The sequence below is a fragment of the Streptomyces sp. NPDC005408 genome (assembly GCF_040606445.1).
Taxonomy (GTDB): domain Bacteria; phylum Actinomycetota; class Actinomycetes; order Streptomycetales; family Streptomycetaceae; genus Streptomyces.
On sequence record NZ_JBEXEX010000042.1, the window covers coordinates 1 to 20,648 of the forward strand.

A 20,648-nucleotide genomic window follows, 5' to 3' on the forward strand; every position below is an offset into this window, starting at 1 on the left:
TTGCGATGCTCCCCCGTAGCCCTTCGGGCACGGGAGGTGCCCCCATCGCCAGACCCCGCTCCCTCATCCGGCCTGATCGACCGGACAGGACCTAGAGGAAGGTGCGGCCCTCGCCCCGGTACGTCGGCGCCGTACCGATCACGCGGTCGCCCTCGATCAGCTGCAGCGTGTCGAAACGCTCGCACAGCTCCCCGGCCTTGGCATGCCGGAACCACACCTTGTCGCCGATCAGCAGATCGTCGGCGGGGGAGCCGAGCAGCGGGGTCTGAACCTCGCCCGGTCCCTCCTGCGGGTCGTAGCGCAGCCCCTCCGGGAGATACGGGACGGGCAGCCGGTCCGCGCCCGCGGCGCCCGAAGCCGGGTACCCGCCGCCGAGCACGGTCACCACGCCCACGCCGGGCCTGCGCACCACGGGCTGGGCGAACAGTGCGGCCGGACGACCCGTGAACGACGTGTAGTTGTCGAACAGCCGCGGGACATACAGCCCGGAACCCGCTGCGATCTCGGTCACCGCGTCCTCGGCCGCCGTGTGCTGGACGCTGCCGGTGCCGCCGCCGTTCACGAACTCCAGGTCCGGCGTCACCGCCCGCACCGCACGCACCACGGCCGCCCGCCGCTCGACCAGCTCCTTGCGCGCGGCCGCCTGCATCAGCCTGATCGCCCGCGAGCGCACCGGACGGCCCGCGAGGGAGTCGCCGACGCCCGCCACATGCCCCTCGTACGCCATGAGCCCCACCAGCCGGAAGCCCGCGCGGCGCGCGATCGACCGGGCGAGCTCGGCCAGCTGGGCGGGCTCGCGCAGCGGCGAACGGCGGGCCCCGATGCGTACGCGACCGCCCAGCAGCTGCAGCGCGGTGTCGAGTTCCAGACAGACCCGGATCTCCTCCTTGCCGCCGGCGCGTGAGCGGTCGATCAGCTCGAGGTGCGCCGCGTCGTCGACCATCACGGTCACCGCGGCCGCGAGCTTGGGGTCGGCCGCGAGCTCCGCGTACCCGCCCCGGTCCGCGGACGGATAGGCCAGCAGTACGTCGTCGAACCCGGCCCGCGCCAGCCACAGCGACTCGTCCAGCGTGAAGGACATGATCCCCGCGAACCCGTCCCGCGCCAGGACCCGCTCCAGCAGGGCCCGGCAGCGGACGGACTTGCTCGCCACCCGGATGGGCTTTCCGCCCGCCCTGCGCACCAGATCGTCGGCGTTGGCGTCGAACGCGTCGAGATCGACGACCGCGAGCGGCGCATCGAGATGGGCAGTGGCCCTGTCGTAGCGGGCCCGGTCAGCGGCACGGGGAGTCATGGCCCGAGCTTGCCAGACCGGATTACCGCAGGGTAGGGGGATGTTCTGGGCAGATCCGCCCGGACCCCCGGTCTCGTTGCCGCGGGGCGCGTTCCAGCCCGTAGAGTGACGCACACGCGGTGACGAACGGGCCTGCCCCGAAAGGCGATCCGCTGGGTGTACGCGGACCAGGAACAGGGGGGCGGGATGAGCACGGAGGCGCAGCGCCCTTCCGGCCCGTCCTCGTCTCAGCCCGACGACGGGGAGACGACGCCCGGGGGTGCACTGGTCCCGCCGGAGACGGCTCCGAGGGAGCCCCGCATCTCGGGCATCGCGAAACTCCTGCCCCCGGACCCGCCGAGGGACGGCGCCCGCCCCGAGGCCGGCGAGGGAGCCCGCCGCCGTGCGCCGTCGACGCCGGTCCCGCCGGCGGACGGCCGCCGCGGCGTTACTGACGGCGCCGGGCGCCCTGCGCCGTCGACGCCGGTCCCGCCCGCGGACGGGCGTCCCGGTGGTACTGACGGTGCCGGTCGCCCTGCATCGGCCACGCCGAGTGCGCCCGCGGACGGGCGTCTCGATGCCGACCGGCGTCCCGCGCCTGCGGACGGCACCCGGCGCCCCGCCGCCGCGCGCCCGGCGGTGCCCCCGAGCGGCGGCCCCCGGTCCGCACCCGCTGCCCGCGCCGACGCGCCGGCGCCGAGCAGCGTTCCGAGCGTGCCCGCCGGCATACCCCCGCGTCCCGACGTACCGCCCGTCGCGCCCGTCGAGACCACCACCCGGCTGCGGCCCGTCGCCGCGCCCCGCTCCACGCCCCCCGGCGGCCGCCCCGCCTCCGTGCCCCTGCCGCCCGAAGCTCCGCCGCGGCCCGTCGCCCCGCCCGCCCGGCGCAGGCCCGTCGGCTCCGTCGACCTCACCCCGCAGCCCGGCGCACGCCCCCCGCACCCCGGGCCCGCCACGTACTCCTGGGTGCCGCCGGAGACCCCGGTCGAGATGACCACCCGGCTCCGTCCCGTACGGACCCGGCACCCCGCGCGGACCATAGGCGCGCTCGCCTGCGTCGTCCTGGGCCTCGGGCTGATCGGCGGCGCAGCCACCGGCAGCTGGCTGACCGGCGACTCGAGCGCGGACCCCACCGCCCGCACGGGATACACCGAGACCCGCACGCTGTGGCACAGCGTCCCCGTGGACACGCTCTTCCCCCGCACCCTCAAGGGCGAGGGCGCCGGCCCCGGCGGCGCGGACCGGGTCTGGACCCGGATCGCCGTCGCGCCCGACAGTGCCTGCGCACCCGCACTCGACCCGCTGCTGGTCAAGACGCTCCAGCCGGTCGGCTGCGTCCGAGTGCTCCGCGCCACCTACACCGACGCCACCGCCACCAGCGTCACGACGGTCGGCATGATCTTCACCGAGGCCGACGCGGAAGCGATGGGCGCGCTCAACTCCCGTTTCACCGAGCAGGGTCTCGACGAGCGCCCCGATCTCATGCCCCGCACCCTCCCGGCCAAGGGCACCGTCGCCGCCGGCTTCGGCGACCGGCAGCGCGCGAGCTGGACGGTCAGCGTGCTGACCGAGATGCCCGTCGTCGTCTACGCGGTGTCCGGCTTCGCCGACGGACGCACCGTCACCGACCCGCAGCCCGCCGCCGAGGCCAAGGCGGACGGCGCCACCTCCGCACCCGCCCAGGCGGGCCTCGGCCACGAGGCGAGGGGTATCGCGGACCGTATAGAGGGCGGTCTGCGCAAGTCCGTCAGCACGGCCACGGAGAAGCCCGAATGAACCGCCGCCACAGCGCCGTCGGCGGTCGCCGCCACCGCATCGCCGCGACCCTCGCGGCCGCCTCCTTCGCCCTCCTGCCGGCGACGCCCGCGCACGCGGACGGCATCCGGGCCCAGCAGTGGGGCCTCGACGCCCTGCACACCGACCAGGCCTGGAACACCACCAAGGGCAAGGGCATCACCGTCGCCGTCCTCGACACGGGAGTCGACGCGAGCCACCCCGACCTGGCGGGCTCTGTCCTGCCCGGCAAGGACTTCATCGGCTTCGGCGCGCAGCAGGGCGACCGTGCCTGGGCCCGCCACGGCACCGCGATGGCGGGCATCATCGCCGCCCACGGCCATGGCCTCGACGATGAGGAAGGCGTCATGGGGATCGCCCCCGAGGCCAGGATCCTCCCCGTCCGAGTCATCCTCGAAGGCACGGACAAGGCCCGCGAGAAGGCCCGCAACACGCGCGGCACGGCCCTCGCCCAGGGCATCCGCTGGGCCGCCGACCAGGGCGCCGACGTCATCAACCTCTCGCTCGGCGACGACAGCGAGTCCGCGCACCCGGAGCCCGGCGAGGACGCCGCCGTCCAGTACGCACTCGCCAAGGGCTCCGTCGTGGTGGCGTCGGCGGGCAACGGCGGCGAGAAGGGCGACCACATCTCGTACCCCGCGGCCTACCCGGGCGTGATCGCCGTGACGGCCGTCGACCGCTTCGGCACGCACGCCGCGTTCTCCACCCGCCGCTGGTACGCCACCGTCAGCGCCCCCGGCGTCGACATCGTCATAGCCGACCCCGACCGGAAGTACTACCAGGGCTGGGGCACCAGCGCCGCCTCCGCCTTCGTCTCCGGCGCGGTCGCCCTGGTGCGCGCCGCCCACCCCGGTCTCACCCCCGCCCAGATCAAGAAACTCCTCGCCGACACCGCCCGCAACGGCCCCAAGGGCGGGCGTGACGACGCCAAGGGCTACGGCAGCGTCGATCCGGCCGCAGCGATCAAGGCGGGCGCGAAGCTGCGCGCCGCGGATCTGAAGGCTGCATCCGCCGGGTACAGCAAGCCGTACTTCGGACCCGGCCCCGCCCGCGCGGACAAGGCCTCGGAACCGGCCGGCTGGCTCGCCCCGCTCGCGGGCGGCCTCGGTGCGCTGGTACTGGCGGGCGCGGTCGTGCTCTGGCGCGGCGGCCGGATCAGAGGAACCTGACCACCCCGGCGGCTGGATCAGAACGACCTGACCGCGGCGGCTGGATCAGAACGACCTGACCGCGGCGGCCCGGTCAGAGTGACCCGACCGCCTTCCGCGCCGCCGCCTCGACGAGCGCGATGCCCGCCTCCTTCGTCGCGTGCCCGTCGGAGAGGACCGCGACCAGGCAGACACCGCCGTCCACCGAGACCCGTCCGATGCTGTTGATGTCCCACAGCCCGGTCGCGGTCCGCGGCATCCAGCCGTTCTTGAGCGCCCAGCCGCTTCCGGCCGCCGACACCCCCCAGTCCTGATCCGTCGAGATCTGCTGCATCAGCCCCTGCAGATACGTACGGGACGCCTCGCTCAGCACCGAGTCCATACCGAACACTGCCTGAAGCAGGGCGAGTTGATCGCGGACCGTGGTCTGCGTCAGCCCCCATGCGTCCGCCCCGGCCGTCTCGCCGAGACCGAGCCGCCCATTGGCCGCGTCGAGACCCCGGGCCCCACCGATCGTCTGCCAGAGCGCCGTGGCCGCTGTGTTGTCGCTGAGCCGGATCATGGCGGACGCCCGGGTCTTCTCCGTGGCGGTGAGTGAACGCCCCACGTCCTGAGCCCCCAGCAGCAGAGCGGCCAGGATGTCGACCTTGACGATGCTCGCGGTGTCGTACGTCTCGTCGCCGTACACCGCGCTCCGCCCGCTCCCGGTGTCGAGCACGGCGACCGACAGCGACGCGTCGGACTGCCCGACGACCGGCTGGACCGCGGCGGCCAGCACCGTATCGAGATCCACGGCGGCCTCCGCGGCTTGGGGATCGAGAGTCCCCGACGGGGACGCAGACGGTGCAGCCGACGATACGGCGCCGGGCGCGGCGTGCGGGGAGCGCCCGAGGGAGTACGCACCTGCGGCGACCGAACCGGTCACCAGGACCGCCGTCGTCACCGCCGCGAAGACGACGGATCTGCGGACTCGGGCTCGGTGGCGAGGAGGCATGGGCCGGACGCTAGGAACCGTGCCTGGGAAGGGCCTGTGCCCAGCCTTCGGGTCCGGTGAGAAAACGCCCGGGCCGGTGCGGCTAGGCTCGTCGCGTGGCGCTCAAGAACATTCCCGACTCCGGTTTCTCCGACGACGACGGCACCGCCGATCCACGGCTGACGGCCGCCCTCGCCGCCTGGTCCGCGGACCGTACGGCGGAGGGACCGGTGCTCGAAGCCCTCAAGGAGGCCCGGCTGCTCGTCCCCGTCGTCGCCGTCCTCGGCGAGGTCGAGGAGGACGAGAACGGTCTGCGCCGCGAGAAGACCAGCGACATGGCCGTGCCCACCCTGACGGCGGGCGACCGCCGGGCGCTGCCCGCCTTCACCTCGATCGCCTCGCTGGCCCGCTGGGACCCCGAGGCCAGGCCCGTCGCCGTACCGCTCCACCAGGCGCTCCAGGCAGTCGCGCACGAGAAGGCCGACACCCTCGTGCTCGACCTGGCCGGGCCCGTCACGTATCAGCTGACCGGCCGCGCGCTGCTCGCCCTGGCCGAGGGCCGCACCAGTGCCGACCCGCTGGACGACCCGGCCGTCACGACGGCGGTTCGGGACGCGGTCGCCGCCGAGCCCGCGGTGCTCCGCGCCCATCTGGGCCCGGGCGGCGCGGACGGGACCCTCGCTCTGGTTCTCGCCGCGGACGCGGTCCCGGCCCAGGCGGCCCGCCGCGTCGCCGAGGCGCTGGCGGCCGACGACGTACTGAGGGCCCGCCTGGTGCGGGGCCTCGACCTGGCACTGCTGCCGGCCGAGGCGACGCTTCCGGGCGAGCCCCTGTTCGTACGGGATTGAAAACCGGGACTCAGCCGTACACCGGCCCGGTGTACTTCTCGCCCGGCCCCTGGCCCGGCTCGTCCGGGACCAGCGAGGCCTCGCGGAATGCCAGCTGCAGCGACTTCAGTCCGTCCCGCAGCGGCGCCGCGTGGAAGGAGCTGATCTCCGTCGCGCTCGCGTCCATCAGACCGGCCAGCGCGTGTACCAGCTTCCGGGCCTCGTCCAGGTCCTTGTGGTCGGCGCCGTCCTCGGTCAGGCCGAGCTTCACGGCGGCCGCGCTCATCAGATTCACCGCGACCGTGACGATGACCTCGACGGCGGGGACCTCGGCGATGTCGCGGGTCATGTCGTCGAAGTCGGGGGACTCATTGGGTGTGGTCGCGTCACTCATGACGCACACGATATGCCCCGCCGCTCCAGGTCCCGCCCCGGCCACCGGTTAGCCCGTTCCGGCCAGAGCTGCTAACCTTGTGTAACGACCGGCTGGGCACCTGTGTGCCCGGCCCACAAGTGGAGGCTCCGATCTCCCACCTGGCTGTCCTCCGGGACGGCGGGTCACCGGTCTGGTGGCGCCCATCGTTCCGTACGGACGATGGAGTCACCTGATAAGCCCCGCGGTAGCACGCGGCGGTGTTCCGGTATTCCAGGAGCTTCCGCCTGTGTCCCGTCCGGGGCATTTTTCACGTTCCGGTGCGGTTGGTCTTACGAAACAGACGTTACACGGCTGCCTGCCAGCCAGCCGTGTGGTGCTACCGAGGAGGATCCATCAGCGCCGAGCCCCGCATCAACGACCGGATTCGCGTTCCCGAAGTGCGACTTGTCGGTCCCAGCGGCGAGCAGGTCGGGATTGTTCCGCTTGCCAAGGCCCTTGAGCTTGCTCAGGAGTACGACCTCGACCTCGTCGAGGTGGCGGCGACCGCCCGCCCGCCCGTGTGCAAGCTCATGGACTACGGGAAGTTCAAGTACGAGTCGGCCATGAAGGCCCGTGAGGCGCGCAAGAACCAGGCGCACACGGTCATCAAGGAGATGAAGCTCCGGCCGAAGATCGACCCGCACGACTACGACACCAAAAAGGGTCACGTCGTGCGGTTCCTCAAGCAGGGCGACAAGGTCAAGATCACGATCATGTTCCGTGGTCGTGAGCAGTCCCGCCCCGAGCTTGGCTTCCGCCTGCTGCAGCGTCTCGCTTCCGATGTCGAGGACCTCGGATTCATCGAGTCGAACCCCAAGCAGGACGGCCGGAACATGATCATGGTTCTTGGCCCGCACAAGAAGAAGACCGAGGCCATGGCCGAGGCACGTGAGGCTCAGGCCGCCCGCAAGGCGGAGCGCCAGGGCCACGCACACGAGGAGACCTCGGACGAGGCCGCCGAGGCTCCGGCCGAAGCCCCCGCCGAGACTTCCGAGGCGTGACCTGAGGGGTGCCATCCAGGCGCCCAGGGTCCCGCCCGGAACCACAAACCAAGATCTGACGCTCCGCAGTCCGGTGTCCGCACCGGGGAGCGCCACTGACGAGGAGATAACGGCGCGATGCCGAAGAACAAGACGCACAGCGGTGCCAAGAAGCGCTTCAAGATCACCGGCTCCGGCAAGGTGCTCCGCGAGCGCGCCGGCAAGCGCCACCTGCTCGAGCACAAGCCGTCCACACTGACGCGCCGCCTCACCGGCAACGCCGAGATGTCGAAGCCGGACAGCAAGACCATCAAGAAGCTTCTCGGCAAGTGACGTCGGGCCCCCGGTGACGGGGGCGCGACGCCGAGACCGGGACCTATACGTTTCCGGGCCGTGTGAGTCCAACCACGGCCCCGCTACAAGGAGTTAACAAGTGGCACGCGTCAAGCGGGCAGTCAACGCCCACAAGAAGCGCCGGGCAATTCTCGAGGCCGCCAGCGGTTACCGCGGTCAGCGTTCGCGCCTGTACCGCAAGGCCAAGGAGCAGGTCACCCACTCCCTGGTCTACAACTACAACGACCGCAAGAAGCGCAAGGGCGACTTCCGTCAGCTGTGGATCCAGCGCATCAACGCCGCTGCCCGCCAGAACGGCATGACGTACAACCGCCTCATCCAGGGTCTGAAGGCCGCCAACATCGAGGTGGACCGCAAGATCCTGGCCGAGCTCGCGGTCAACGACGCCAACGCGTTCGCGGCGCTCGTCGAGGTTGCGCAGAAGGCGCTGCCGAGCGACGTCAACGCCCCGAAGGCCGCCGCCTGATCTTCCAGGCCGCAGTTCTTCTGCCGGACCCGCAGGCCCTGCGCCTGCGGGTCCGGTCTGTTCCCGGACCCCTCTCGTACGTAGGAAAAGCGAGCCGCAGACCATGGGCACTCCTGAGCTGATCTCCCCGCGATCCCCGCGCGTCACCGCCGCGCGGCGGCTCGCCAGGCGCGCCTTCCGGGGCAAGGAGCGCCTGTTCATCGCCGAGGGACCGCAGGCAGTGCGCGAGGCCGTCGCCCACCGCGGCCCGAGTGGTGAGCCCACGCTGGTCGAGCTCTTCACCACCGTCGAGGCCGCCGAGCGGTACACGGACATCGTCGACGCCGCGCGGGACGCCGGAGCACGGGTGCACCACGCCTCCGACGCGGTGCTCGCCGAGGTGTCGCAGACCGTCACCCCGCAAGGGCTCGTCGGCGTCTGCCGCTTTCTCGACTCACCCTTCGAGGAGATCCTCGCGGCCGGGCCGAAGCTGGTGGCCGTGCTCGCGCACGTACGCGACCCCGGCAACGCCGGGACGGTGCTGCGCTGCGCGGACGCCGCCGGCGCCGACGCCGTCGTCCTCACCGACGCCTCCGTGGACCTGTACAACCCCAAGTCCGTGCGCGCTTCGGTCGGTTCGCACTTCCATCTGCCCGTCGCCGTCGGTGTCCCCGTGGAACGGGCGGTGCAGGGGCTGCGCGACGCCGGAGTGCGCGTACTGGCCGCCGACGGTGCGGGCGACGACGACCTGGACGACGAGCTGGACGCGGGCACCATGGGCGGACCCACCGCGTGGATCTTCGGCAACGAGGCCTGGGGGCTCCCGGAGGAGACCCGCGCGCTCGCCGATGCCGTCGTGCGCGTACCCATCCATGGAAAGGCCGAAAGTCTGAACCTCGCGACCGCCGCAGCCGTATGCCTCTATGCCTCGGCGCGCGCCCAGCGCGCAGGGGGTACTCACTGAGCTTGAGTACTCGCTCAGGGGGTCCGCTCCGTCACATGTAGCTAGTAGGGTGACGGGCTCGGGGGCCCACTGCGCCGGCGGAGAGGTGGGGTACGGGGATGGCTGTCGGGACGAGCAGGCCCGCGGAGACACACGGGGCATTGCTGTGCCATTCCGGCGGCCCCGAGGTGTTCGGGATAGACCCCGACGACCTCCCCGACGGCCTTGTCGTCGCCGACGAGACCGGCCGGGTGATCTGCTTCAACGACGCGGCCGCGAAGATCACAGCCGTGGCCAAGGGCGACGCGCTCGGATACCCCCTGGAGCACGCGCTGCCGCTGGAGGACCTCAAGGGCCGCCGCTGGTGGACGCTGACCGATCCGTACGGAGGACTGACCACCCGCGTCGGCCAGCCCGAGCGCAATCTGCTGCTGCCCGGCGGCCGTGAGGTCCTCGTCTCCGCCCGCTATGTGCGCGAACACCCCACCGGGCCGATACGCCGCCTCGTCATCTGCCTGCGCGGCACCGAGGCCCGGCGCCGCACCGAACGCAGCCATGCCGAGCTGATCGCCACCGTCGCCCATGAGCTGCGCTCGCCGCTCACCTCCGTCAAGGGCTTCACGGCGACGCTCCTGGCCAAGTGGGAGCGCTTCACCGACGACCAGAAGCGGTTGATGCTGGAGACCGTCGACGCCGACGCCAACCGCGTCACCCGGCTCATCGCCGAACTGCTCGACATCTCCCGTATCGACTCCGGGCGGCTCGAAGTACGCCGCCAGCCCATCGACATCGCGGCCGCGGTCGGCCGGCACATCCAGGCGCACATAGCCAGCGGCCAGTCCCCCGACCGTTTCTTCGTACGCATTCAGCGGCAGCTGCCCGATCTGTGGGCCGACCCCGACAAGATCGACCAGGTGCTGGGCAATCTGCTGGAAAATGCGGTGCGCCACGGCGCCGGAACGGTCACCATCGAGGTGGCGCCGGCATCGGCGAAGGACGACGAGAAGGGTACGGCCGTCACCGTGAGCGACGAGGGCCCCGGCATCCCCGAGGAGTCGATGGGCCGCGTCTTCACCCGCTTCTGGCGGGGGAGCAAGCGCGGCGGCACGGGCCTGGGCCTCTACATCGTCAAGGGCATCGTCGAGGCGCACGGCGGGACGATCACCGTCGGCCGCGGACCCGGCGGCGGCGCCGAGTTCCGATTTATTCTGCCCGTGGGCGCCCCGGCCTATCTGGCCTAGGCAGCCCGCGGGCTCATCTGCCTCTCCACACCCCGTTAGACTCGACCTTTGGCACCTTTGCGTCCTCGGTCGACGAGCGGGGGCCCCAGCCAGCCCATCGGAAGTACGGGAAGAGATGTCCGCACCCAATAAGTCGTACGACCCTGTTGAGGTCGAGGCACTGAAACCGGAAGCGATCGAGCGCATGCGGGACGAGGCGCTCGCCGCCTTCGCCGCCGCGGGCGACCTCGAAGAGCTCGCGCACGCGAAGGTCGCGCACACCGGCGGTGCCTCGCCGCTCGCGCTCGCCAACCGGGAGATCGGTGCGCTGCCGCCGCAGGCCAAGGCCGAGGCCGGCAAGCGCGTGGGCCAGGCCCGCGGCGTCGTGAGCAAGGCCCTGGCCGCCCGCCAGGCCGAGCTCGAGGCCGAGCGAGACGCCCGGGTGCTCGTCGAGGAGGCGGTCGATGTCACGCTGCCCCACGACCGCGTCCCGGCCGGCGCCCGCCACCCGCTGACCACGCTGATGGAGCGCCTCGAGGACATCTTCGTGTCCATGGGGTACGAGGTCGCCGAGGGCCCCGAGGTCGAGGCGGAGTGGTTCAACTTCGACGCCCTGAACTTCGTGCCCGACCACCCCGCCCGGCAGATGCAGGACACCTTCTTCGTCCAGGGCCCCGATGGCACCACGGACGACGAATCCGGCATCGTGCTGCGTACGCACACCTCCCCGGTGCAGGCCCGCACGCTGCTCGACCGCGAGCCGCCGGTCTACGTCGTCGTACCGGGCCGCGTGTACCGCACCGACGAACTGGACGCGACGCACACTCCGGTCTTCCACCAGATCGAGCTGCTCGCCGTCGACGAGGGCCTGACCATGGCCGACCTCAAGGGCACCCTGGACCACATGGTCCAGGCGCTCTTCGGCCGGGACATGAAAACGCGGCTCCGCCCGAACTTCTTCCCCTTCACCGAGCCGTCCGCCGAGATGGACATGGTCTGTTACGTGTGCCGCGGCGAGTCCGTCGGCAACCCGGACCGGCCCTGCCGCACCTGCGGCAGCGAGGGGTGGATCGAGCTCGGCGGCTGCGGCATGGTCAACCCGAAGGTGCTCATCGCCACCGGCGTCGACCCCCAGAAGTACAGCGGATTCGCCTTCGGGTTCGGCATCGAGCGGATGCTGATGTTCCGCCACAACGTCGAAGACATGCGAGACATGGTCGAGGGTGACGTCCGGTTCACCCGGCCGTTCGGGATGGAGATCTGATGCGGGTCCCGCTTTCTTGGCTGCGGGAGTACGTCGACCTGCCGGCGACCGAGACCGGCCGTGACGTCCAGGCCAAGCTTGTATCCGCCGGCCTCGAGGTCGAGACCGTCGAGCCGCTCGGCGCCGGGCTCAAGGGCCCCCTCGTCGTCGGCAAGGTCCTCACCATCGAGGAGCTGACGGAGTTCAAGAAGCCCATCCGCTTCTGCACCGTCGACGTCGGCCAGGCCAACGGCACCGGCGAGCCGCAGGAGATCGTCTGCGGCGCGCGCAACTTCTCCGTCGGCGACAAGGTCGTCGTGGTCCTGCCGGGCGCCGTGCTGCCCGGTGACTTCGCGATCGCTGCGCGCCAGACGTACGGCAAGACCTCGCACGGCATGATCTGCTCCGGCGACGAGCTCGGCATGGGCGACGACGGCAGCGGCGGCATCATCGTGCTGCCGCCCCAGCACGAGGTCGGCACCGACGCGATCGAGCTGCTCGAACTCGTCGACGAGGTCCTCGACATCGCGGTAACGCCCGACCGTGGCTACTGCCTCTCGATGCGCGGTGTCGCCCGCGAGACCGCCATCGCCTACGGCCTGCCGCTGCGCGACCCGGCGCTCCTCGACGTCCCCGCCCCGAACTCGTACGGCTACGTGGTGAAGGTCGCCGACCCGATGGGCTGTGACCGCTTCACCGCGCGCACCGTTGTCGGCCTGGAGCCCGAGGCCCGCTCCCCGATCTGGCTGCAGCGCAGGCTGCAGAAGGCCGGGATGCGCCCGATCTCGCTCGCCGTCGACGTCACCAACTACGTGATGCTCGAGCTCGGCCAGCCGCTGCACGCCTACGACCGCTCCCGTCTCGACGGGCCGATCGGGGTGCGCCGCGCCGAGCCCGGCGAGAAGCTCACGACCCTCGACGGAGTCCAGCGGGTGCTTGACCCCGCGGACCTGGTGATCACCGACAACCGCGGGCCGATCGGGCTCGCGGGTGTCATGGGCGGCGCCAACACCGAGATCGCCGACCACGCCGACGAGGCCGGTGCCACCACCGAGGTCGTCATCGAGGCCGCGCACTTCGACGCGATCTCCATCGCCCGTACCGCCCGCCGCCACAAGCTGGCCTCCGAGGCGTCCAAGCGCTTCGAGCGCGGCGTCGACCCGCAGGCCGCGGCCGCCGCCGCGCAGCGGACCGTCGACCTGCTGGTGCTGCTCGCGGGCGGCACCGCCGAGGCCGGTGTCACGGAGATCATCGCGCCGTCCGCGCCCCGGACGATCGCCATGCCGGCGAACCACCCGGACCGCGTCGCGGGCGTCGACTACGGCCGTGAGACCGTCGTACGCCGCCTCCAGGAGGTGGGCTGCGACGTCTACGGGCAGGACGAGCTTGTCGTCACCGTCCCGTCCTGGCGTCCGGACCTCAACGAGCCGAACGACCTGGCCGAAGAGGTCATCCGGCTCGAGGGGTACGAGAACCTCCCCTCGACGCTGCCCAAGCCGCCCTCGGGCCGTGGGCTCACCGAGCGGCAGCGGCTGTACCGCCGCGTCGGCCGCGCGCTGGCCGGCGCCGGCTATGTCGAGGCGCTGAACTACCCGTTCATCGGCGAGCAGGTCCTCGACCAGCTCGACATCCCGGCGGACGACGAGAGCCGTCGGCTGGTCAAGCTGGTCAACCCGCTCTCCGACGAGGAGCCCGCGCTGCGCACGACGCTGCTGCCCGGGCTGCTCGGCGCGCTGCGCCGCAACGACGGCCGCGGCAGCCACGACCTGGCGCTCTTCGAGGCCGGCCTGGTCTTCCGGGCTCCCGAGCAGGAGGGCATCGCGGTACGGCTGCCGGTCCACCGCCGTCCGACCGACGAGGAGATCGCCGGTCTGAGCGGGGTGCTGCCGCTGCAGCCGCGCCATGTCGCGGTCGTGCTCGCCGGTGCGCGTGAGCAGGCCGGCTGGTGGGGCAAGGGCCGCCCGGCCGACTGGGCCGACGCGGTCGAGTCCGCCCGCACGGTCGCCCGCGAGGCCAGGGCCGAACTGATCGTCCGCCAGGGCCAGTACGGTCCGTGGCACCCGGGCCGCTGTGCCGAGCTGGCCGTGGTGATCGACGGAGTGGAGCAGACCGTCGGTTACGCCGGTGAGCTGCACCCGCGCGTGGTCAAGGCACTGCACCTGCCCGCGCGCAGCTGCGCGATGGAGCTGAACCTGGACCTGCTGGAGCAGGCGTCGCAGGGCGCGATCCAGGCTCCGCGGATCTCCACCTTCCCGGTGGCGACCCAGGATGTCGCGCTCGTCGTGGACGAGAAGGTTCCGGCCGCCGAGGTCGAGCGGGTGCTGACGGAGGGCGCGGGTGAACTCCTCGAGTCCATCCGGCTGTTCGACGTCTTCACCGGTGAGCAGATCGGCGAGGGCAAGAAGTCCCTGGCGTACGCGCTGCGGTTCCGTGCCCCGGACCGGACGCTGACGGTCGAGGAGTCATCGGCCGCGCGCGACGCCGCCGTCGCGCGCGCCGCCGAGCGCACCGGGGCGGTCCTGCGCGGTGCCTGACCGCATGTGACCTGCCGTGCCGCATGATGAGGGGCTCACCCGGACCACCGGGTGAGCCCCTCACTCATTCGGGTGAGAACGCGGGGGGACGTTCCCATGGGGCCCGATCGATCGACAGAATCGACGCGGCCGTAGGGGCCTGCCTGCGCGCCGGACAGGGCCTATGAGGGGACCATCCGCATGATCCGTTTCAGGTCTTGGGGTCCCTTTCCGGCCCCGCGGCGGGCGAGGGCAGCGCGTGCCGGCGACTCACGGATCAGGCGACTGCTGCCGCTGCTGCTTCCCGCGGCCTGGGGTGTGGCCGCCCTCGTCCGGAGGATCGGCTGGCCGCCCGAGCAGCCGGAGAGCTTTGTCCGGCGGATCGTCACCGCGGTCGTCTTCTTCGCCGTGGGCGCCGTACTTGTGCTGGGTATCTGGCGGGAGCTGAGCCGTGAGCTCAGGCGGGTCCGTGAAATCGCCCATGCCGCGCAGCGGGTGCTGCTGCGGCCGCTGCCACCGCGCCTGGACGGTCTGGCGCTCGCCGCCGGCCAGCTCTCGGTGAGCCGCGGGGCCGCGGTCGGCGGTGATCTGTACGAGGCGGTGGCCACGCCGTACGGAGTCCGGATCGTCATCGGTGATGTCCGCGGTCATGGCCTGGCCGCGATCGGGGCCGTCGCCGCGGTGCTCGGCAGCTTCCGGGAGGCCGCCTACGACGAGCCCGAACTGGGCGGTGTTCTCGGCCGGTTGGACCGGGCGGTTCAGCGGCATCTGCGGGAGCGGGCCAGGGACGAGCACCCGGCGGCGGGCGGGGGAGAGCCGGACTGCCCGTCGGCGGAGGAGTTCGTCACCGTACTGCTGCTCGAGATCAGTCCTGACGGAAGCCTGGTGGCTCTCAACTGCGGTCACCCCTGGCCCTATCGGCTGGGCCGCTGCGGTGTGTCGCCGCTTGCCTGTGTGGATCCGCTGCCGCCGGTCGGCCTGTTTCCGCTGCCCGCCGAGCTGCCGGTGCACCGGTGTGCGCGGCTGCTTCCCGGCGAGGCGCTGTTTCTGCACACGGACGGTGCTGCGGACGCGCGTGACGCGTCGGGGACGTTCTTCGCTCTGGAAGCCGTACTCGCCGAAGCGGCGCTCGGCTCGCCGGTCTCGCCCGCCGCCGTGATCACCACCGTGCACTCGCAGTTGCTGCGGCACACGGGCGGGCGGCTCGCCGACGACGTGGCGCTGCTGGTGCTGCGCAACGACCGGTCCCGGGTGCCGGCGCAGTGCGGGGACGCCACACTGCGCCGAACCCGGCGGGAACCCTCCAATCGCTAGCCGTCACCTGCAGCCATGTGCAGCGATCGGCAACCAAGGGATTGCCGTGCGGCCGGCGCCGCCCGCCCTGCCGCGGAGTGTCGGGCAGATCAGCAGGGCAGACGACGCGATTGAGGGCCGCCGCACTGTACGAGGGGGAGCCGGCGGCCCGGCCGCCTCTGTGAGAGGCATTTCAGTCAACCGGTGTGCGCAGTACGGCGGCAGAGCGCGCGCGGCACAGATCGGGGCACTCCGTTCACACCCCGTGCGAATCCCCCTACACTACGCTGATCCCACCGAGCCCACGGAGGGGCCGTATGCAGCCCAACACCCTGCTCGACGCCCTGCTCGACGAGGCGGGTATCTCCAACGCGGGCCTCGCCGCCCGCGTCAACCAGGCGGGCCGGGCAAGAGGCCTGTCACTGCGGTACGAACACACGGCCGTGGCACGGTGGTTGAAGGGGCAGCGTCCCCGCGGCCAGGTGCCCGACCTGATCTGCGAGGTCCTCGCGGGCCGGCTGCACCGGGCCATAACGCTCGGGGACATCGGCCTCGGAGTACCGGGCGAGTTGGTCACACCGCCCGGCTCGCCCCTGTCCGGCTTCGTGGAGCGCGCGACCGCACTGTGGCGCTCCGACGAACAGCAGCGGCCGCACATCATCGAGGCGCCCGCGGTCACCGGCACCCCCGCCGTGATGCCCGTATGGGAGTGGGAGAACCCGCCGGAGGACTCCGACGTCTCCCGCTCGGGCCAGACGCGCGTGAGCATGGCCGACATCAAGATGCTGCGGGCCGCCCGTGCGCACTACGAGCTGATGTACCGCAAGGCGGGCGGCATCGCGACCCGCGCCCGCATCGTCGGCTTTCTCAACGCCGAGACCGCGCCCCTGCTGCGCGGCGGCTACAGCGACGCGACGGGCCGCCAGCTGCACCGGGCGACGGGCGGTCTGGTGGCGGTCGCCGGTATCTGCGCGTACGACTCCGACGCGCACGGTCTCGCCCAGCGCTACTTCCATCAGGCGCTGCGGCTCGCAAAGGCCAGCGGCGACCGGGGACTTGGCGCGTATGTCATCGCGCTGCTGGTCAACCAGTCGCTGTACATGGCCGAGCACCGGCAGGCGGTGGCCTTCGCGGAGGCGGCGCTGCGGGCGGCCGGGCAGCAGATCACCCCCGCGCTGGCCGCCGATCTGTACGCGATGCAGGCGAAGGCCTATGCCCATCTCGGCGACGGCAGCAGCGCGTTGCGCTGCATCCGGCGGGCGGAGCTGGAGGCGGAGCGGATCCGTCCGGGGCATGAGCCCGACGAGACGGGTTACGTCCAGCCGGGCCTGGTGAACGTCCAGGTCGCGGAGGCCCTGCTGAGTCTCGGCGATCTGCCCGCGGCGCGCGAGCACGCCGCCGCGGCCGTCGACACTCCCGCGCACGACCGTGGCAGGGTCCACCGGCTCGCCATGCTCAGCCAGATCGAGCTGCGCCAGGGCGAGGTGGACCGGGCGGCGCACACGGCCGCGGAGATGGTGGAGCGGGCGAGGGGGATGGAGTCGCAGCGTCTGAGGGACCGGCTGCGCGCGGTGCGTGAGCATCTCGTGGCGAGCGGTTGCACCAATGCAAACGAGGCGGCCGAACTCATCGACGGGGCACTGCGCGTTCCCCTCTGACCCGGCTCCTGCTGCGATATTGCCATCTACTTGTCGGAAGGTGGCAGAAAAGTGCAGTGGACGAACTTAAGCGAACGAACTGTGTATGAAAACCGCTGGTTCAGGGTCAACCTGGCCGACGTCATGCTCCCCGACGGCCGGCACCTGGACCACTTCCTCATCCGGCTGCGCCCGGTCGCCGTCGCGACCGCGGTGAACCGGGCCAACGAGGTGCTGATGCTCTGGCGGCACCGCTTCATCACCAACACCTGGGGCTGGGAACTCGCCGCAGGGGTCGTCGAGGACGGCGAGGACATCGAGGCCGCGGCCGCCCGGGAGATGGAGGAGGAGACGGGCTGGCGCCCGGGCCCCCTCCAGCACCTCATGACCGTCGAGCCGTCCAACGGCCTCACCGACGCCCGGCACCATCTCTACTGGTCCGAGGACGCCACGTACATCGGGCACCCCGAGGACGACTTCGAGTCCTCGCGCCGCGAATGGATACCGCTCAAGCTGGTCCCCGACATGATCGCCCGCGGTGAGGTCCCGGCCGCCAACATGGCGGCCGGGCTGCTGATGCTCCACCATCTTCGCCTGGGCTGACGGCCCCGGGCAGCCGGCCGGCCTCGGCGGCTACTGGCCGAGCGCCTGCCAGACCGCGACTGCAAGCGCTCCGAGCGCGGTCAGCGCAGCCACGGCGGGCAGCGGCCACCTGGCGTGCTCGAGTGCCCCGACGCGTGCGGCCAGATCGGTGAGATCCCTGTCGATCTGGTCGTTGCGCTGTGCGAGCAGGGCCAGATGCCCGTCGATACGGGCGAGGCCGACGTCGAGGCAGCGGCGTAACTCGGCGAACTCCTCGACGACCACTAAATGATCAGGGTCGGTGGTCACGGATTCAACTCCTCTTCGGAAGGTTGTACTGCGGACCCTTGACTGAGCGGAACCGAGTCAACTCTCCCTGGTAGGAGGGCGGGAGCGTGTGCGCACGGCATATGCGGGCACGCCCCGCACACTCCGTGTGAATCAGGAGTACGGATAGAACCCGGAGCCCGACTTGCGGCCGAGGCGACCCGCGTCCACCATCCGCTGCAGCAGCGGGGGAGCGGCGTACAGCGGCTCCTTGAACTCCGCGTACATGGAGTCCGCGACCGAGGCGACGGTGTCCAGACCGATCAGGTCGGAGAGCTTCAGCGGACCCATCGGGTGGGCGCAGCCCAGCTCCATGCCGTTGTCGATGTCCTCGCGGCTGGCGATACCCGACTCGAACATCCGGATCGCGGAGAGCAGATACGGGATGAGCAGGGCGTTGACCACGAAGCCCGAGCGGTCCTGGGCGCGGATCGGGTGCTTGTCGAGCACCTGCTGCACCACTGCCTCGGAGCGCTTGATCGTCTCCTCGGAGGTGGTGAGGGCCGGGATCAGCTCGACGAGCTTCTGAACGGGGGCCGGGTTGAAGAAGTGGATGCCGATGACCTGGTCCGGGCGGGAGGTCGCGACGGCCAGCTTCACCAGCGGGATGGAGGAGGTGTTGGAGGCGAGGATCGCGTCCTGCCGGGTCACCACCTGGTCGAGCACCTGGAAGATCTCGGTCTTGACCTGCTCGTTCTCCACGACGGCCTCGATGACGAGATCGCGGTCGGCGAACTCCCCGAGGTCGGTCGTGAAGCTGAGGCGCTCCAGGGTCGCGTCGCGCTCCTCCTCGGTGATCTTGCCGCGTTCGGCGGCCTTCGAGAGGGAGTTGTAGAGCCGGGTGCGACCGATCTCCAGGGCCTCGCCCGTGGTCTCGGCGACCTTCACCTCCAGGCCGCTGCGGGCGCACACCTCCGCGATGCCTGCGCCCATCTGGCCACAGCCCACCACTCCGACGCGTGCAATGTCGGCCATTGAGTCCGTCACCTCGTGCCTTTCGCTGTTCCCGTGTGGCAGGTCCCCCGTGTGATTCCGGCGCCCACCTCGACCCCCCGACGTTACTCCGGATGTGCGCGTGCACGACGGCCAGGGGCGGGCATGCTGAGCGGATACGACGGTCGGCACCGAGAGAGCAGGGGACGACTTATGGCGCGAATCGGGAGAAGAGGGTTTGTGGTCGGCGCGGCCGGAGCACTGGCCGCACTGGCATCGGCCGGGGACGCGGCCGCGTCGTCCGCAGCCGGAGCGACGCACGGGCGTCATACGGCGGCCCGGGAGTTCCGCGGCATGTGGCTCGCCACCGTCGTCAACCGTGACTGGCCTTCCCGACCCGCCCTCACCGCGGCCCAGCAGCGCGCTGAACTCGTCGCCCATCTCGACACCGCCGTCGCCCGGAAGCTGAACGTCGTCATCCTCCAGGTCAGACCCACCGCGGACGCCCTGTGGCCATCGCCGTACGAGCCGTGGACCGAGTACCTCACCGGATCGCAGGGGCAGGACCCCGGCTGGGACCCGCTGGGCACTGCCGTGTGCGAAGCCCACCGACGCGATCTGGAGCTGCACGCCTGGTTCAATCCGTACCGCGTCGCTGTGCACACCGATCCGTCCCGGCTGGTCGAGAACCACCCGGCCCGGGTGCACCCCGAGTGGGTCCTTCCGTACGGCGGGAAGCTCTACTACAACCCCGGCATTCCGGAGGTCCGCAGCTTCGTCCAGGACGCGATGATGGACGCCGTGCACCGCTACGACATCGACGGCGTGCACTTCGACGACTACTTCTACCCCTATCCCGTCGCCGGCCAGGTCTTCGAGGACGACGAGACCTACGCACGCTACGGCGCGGGCTTCCCGGACAAGGCCGCCTGGCGGCGCGACAACACCGACCGGCTGGTGCGGGAGATGGTCGACCGGATCAAGAACTCCGGGAAGGACATCCCCTTCGGGATCAGCCCCTTCGGAGTGTGGCGCAATGCCGCCACCGATCCGCTCGGCTCGGACACCGCGGCGGGCGTGCAGACCTACGACGATCTGCACGCCGACACCCGCACGTGGGTCAAGGAAGGCTGGATCGACTACGTCATCCCGCAGATCTACTGGCACATCGGCTTCCCCGTCGCCGACTACGCCCGGCTGCTCCCGTGGTGGAACGACGTCGTACAGGACACGGGAGTCGATCTCTACGCCGGCGAGGCCCTCTACAAGGCGGGTGACCCGGCCCAGCCCGCGCCCTGGCAGGACCCCGCCGAGCTCTCACGCCATCTCACGCTGGCGCGCACGTACGAAGGGGTACGCGGCCACTGCTTCTTCGCTGCGAAGGAGGTCATGGCCGACCGGATCGGGGCGATGGCCAGAGTGGTGGCCGATCACTATCCGACCAGAGTGCGCCCGCCGGACTGAGTCCGGACTGCGTCAGGTCTGCTCGTGGTGGCGTACGACAGTGTCGGGGCCCGGAGACATCAGGGCCTCGTGCCCGTCGTCGAAGCGCACGCGATACGGGGGGTTTCCTTTCTGCCCCAGTACCTCGACGACTTCGGCGACCCTGTCGTGCTGGCCCACGGTCCTGCCGTGCATCAGCAGCTTGTCGCCCACGTTTGCTTCCATCGGGAGTGACCTCCTCGAGGGCAGTAGTCGTGCTTCGAGTCTACGGCCGGGGCCGGGAGTTGCACCCCCTGGCTCCGGGC

At 71.4% G+C, this 20,648-nt stretch carries 20 protein-coding genes; 14 read left to right on the forward strand and 6 right to left on the reverse strand.

Annotated features, from left to right (window positions below):
• Positions 1–91 precede the first annotated feature (91 nt).
• Positions 92–1,294 (reverse strand): amino acid deaminase/aldolase, encoded by a 1,203-nt coding sequence (locus ABZS64_RS29350; RefSeq protein ID WP_355836089.1) that lies wholly within the window; start codon positions 1,292–1,294, stop codon positions 92–94.
• Positions 1,295–2,263: 969 nt separating this feature from the next.
• Between ABZS64_RS29350 and ABZS64_RS29355 the strand changes: the two genes are divergently transcribed.
• Both ABZS64_RS29355 and mycP read left to right on the forward strand, forming a co-directional pair.
• Positions 2,264–3,049, forward strand: coding sequence for a hypothetical protein (locus ABZS64_RS29355; RefSeq protein ID WP_355836248.1), 786 nt, complete (start codon positions 2,264–2,266; stop codon positions 3,047–3,049).
• Positions 3,046–4,236, forward strand: a complete 1,191-nt coding sequence (mycP, locus tag ABZS64_RS29360; RefSeq protein WP_355836092.1) for a type VII secretion-associated serine protease mycosin — start codon at positions 3,046–3,048, stop codon at positions 4,234–4,236. The genes ABZS64_RS29355 and mycP overlap by 4 nt, the downstream gene beginning before the upstream one ends.
• Before the next feature lie 73 nt (positions 4,237–4,309).
• On the opposite strand, the gene ABZS64_RS29365 is transcribed toward mycP, so the two are convergent.
• On the reverse strand, positions 4,310–5,209 hold the full coding sequence (locus tag ABZS64_RS29365; RefSeq protein ID WP_355836095.1) for a serine hydrolase: 900 nt from the start codon (positions 5,207–5,209) through the stop codon (positions 4,310–4,312).
• 95 nt (positions 5,210–5,304) lie between these two features.
• On the opposite strand from ABZS64_RS29365, the gene ABZS64_RS29370 reads away from it, so the two are divergent.
• Entirely contained in the window at positions 5,305–6,036 is a 732-nt protein-coding gene (locus ABZS64_RS29370; RefSeq protein ID WP_355836098.1) for an SseB family protein, read from the forward strand.
• A gap of 10 nt (positions 6,037–6,046) precedes the next feature.
• Here the strand turns inward: ABZS64_RS29370 and ABZS64_RS29375 are convergent, their stop codons facing one another.
• Positions 6,047–6,409: a DUF1844 domain-containing protein gene (locus ABZS64_RS29375; RefSeq protein WP_355836101.1), complete on the reverse strand. Its 363-nt coding sequence runs from the start codon at positions 6,407–6,409 to the stop codon at positions 6,047–6,049.
• A gap of 350 nt (positions 6,410–6,759) precedes the next feature.
• Here ABZS64_RS29375 and infC point away from each other — a divergent pair, with 350 nt between their 5' ends.
• The 10 genes from infC to ABZS64_RS29425 all read left to right on the forward strand — a co-directional run bounded on the left by infC (position 6,760) and on the right by ABZS64_RS29425 (position 17,661).
• Positions 6,760–7,431, forward strand: a complete 672-nt coding sequence (infC, locus tag ABZS64_RS29380) for a translation initiation factor IF-3 (RefSeq protein ID WP_355836104.1) — start codon at positions 6,760–6,762, stop codon at positions 7,429–7,431.
• Between the two features lie 117 nt (positions 7,432–7,548).
• Positions 7,549–7,743, forward strand: a complete 195-nt coding sequence (gene rpmI / locus ABZS64_RS29385; RefSeq protein WP_355836107.1) for a 50S ribosomal protein L35 — start codon at positions 7,549–7,551, stop codon at positions 7,741–7,743.
• A gap of 100 nt (positions 7,744–7,843) precedes the next feature.
• Complete coding sequence (gene rplT / locus ABZS64_RS29390; protein ID WP_114037952.1) at positions 7,844–8,230, forward strand: 50S ribosomal protein L20; 387 nt, start codon at positions 7,844–7,846, stop codon at positions 8,228–8,230.
• A gap of 103 nt (positions 8,231–8,333) precedes the next feature.
• A complete protein-coding gene (locus ABZS64_RS29395; protein WP_355836110.1) occupies positions 8,334–9,173 on the forward strand; it encodes an RNA methyltransferase in 840 nt (279 codons plus the stop codon).
• 98 nt (positions 9,174–9,271) lie between these two features.
• Positions 9,272–10,393 (forward strand): ATP-binding protein, encoded by a 1,122-nt coding sequence (locus tag ABZS64_RS29400; protein WP_355836113.1) that lies wholly within the window; start codon positions 9,272–9,274, stop codon positions 10,391–10,393.
• A gap of 115 nt (positions 10,394–10,508) precedes the next feature.
• On the forward strand, positions 10,509–11,636 hold the full coding sequence (gene pheS, locus ABZS64_RS29405) for a phenylalanine--tRNA ligase subunit alpha (RefSeq protein WP_355836116.1): 1,128 nt from the start codon (positions 10,509–10,511) through the stop codon (positions 11,634–11,636).
• A complete protein-coding gene (gene pheT, locus ABZS64_RS29410) occupies positions 11,636–14,149 on the forward strand; it encodes a phenylalanine--tRNA ligase subunit beta (protein WP_355836119.1) in 2,514 nt (837 codons plus the stop codon). The genes pheS and pheT overlap by 1 nt, the downstream gene beginning before the upstream one ends.
• A 180-nt stretch (positions 14,150–14,329) precedes the next feature.
• Positions 14,330–15,442, forward strand: coding sequence for a PP2C family protein-serine/threonine phosphatase (locus ABZS64_RS29415; protein ID WP_355836122.1), 1,113 nt, complete (start codon positions 14,330–14,332; stop codon positions 15,440–15,442).
• A 296-nt stretch (positions 15,443–15,738) separates the two neighbouring features.
• On the forward strand, positions 15,739–17,079 hold the full coding sequence (locus tag ABZS64_RS29420) for a transcriptional regulator (protein ID WP_355836125.1): 1,341 nt from the start codon (positions 15,739–15,741) through the stop codon (positions 17,077–17,079).
• Between the two features lie 51 nt (positions 17,080–17,130).
• On the forward strand, positions 17,131–17,661 hold the full coding sequence (locus ABZS64_RS29425) for an NUDIX domain-containing protein (protein WP_355836127.1): 531 nt from the start codon (positions 17,131–17,133) through the stop codon (positions 17,659–17,661).
• 30 nt (positions 17,662–17,691) lie between these two features.
• Here the strand turns inward: ABZS64_RS29425 and ABZS64_RS29430 are convergent, their stop codons facing one another.
• Both ABZS64_RS29430 and ABZS64_RS29435 read right to left on the reverse strand, forming a co-directional pair.
• On the reverse strand, positions 17,692–17,949 hold the full coding sequence (locus ABZS64_RS29430) for a hypothetical protein (protein WP_266478397.1): 258 nt from the start codon (positions 17,947–17,949) through the stop codon (positions 17,692–17,694).
• Between the two features lie 132 nt (positions 17,950–18,081).
• Positions 18,082–18,942: a 3-hydroxybutyryl-CoA dehydrogenase gene (locus ABZS64_RS29435; RefSeq protein WP_355836131.1), complete on the reverse strand. Its 861-nt coding sequence runs from the start codon at positions 18,940–18,942 to the stop codon at positions 18,082–18,084.
• A 171-nt stretch (positions 18,943–19,113) separates the two neighbouring features.
• On the opposite strand from ABZS64_RS29435, the gene ABZS64_RS29440 reads away from it, so the two are divergent.
• Positions 19,114–20,364: a family 10 glycosylhydrolase gene (locus ABZS64_RS29440; RefSeq protein ID WP_355836134.1), complete on the forward strand. Its 1,251-nt coding sequence runs from the start codon at positions 19,114–19,116 to the stop codon at positions 20,362–20,364.
• 12 nt (positions 20,365–20,376) lie between these two features.
• Here ABZS64_RS29440 and ABZS64_RS29445 read toward each other — a convergent pair whose 3' ends face one another.
• The gene (locus ABZS64_RS29445) at positions 20,377–20,568 is read right to left on the reverse strand and encodes a DUF1918 domain-containing protein (RefSeq protein WP_355836138.1); all 192 of its coding nucleotides are present in this window, start codon (positions 20,566–20,568) and stop codon (positions 20,377–20,379) included.
• Positions 20,569–20,648: the final 80 nt, after the last annotated feature.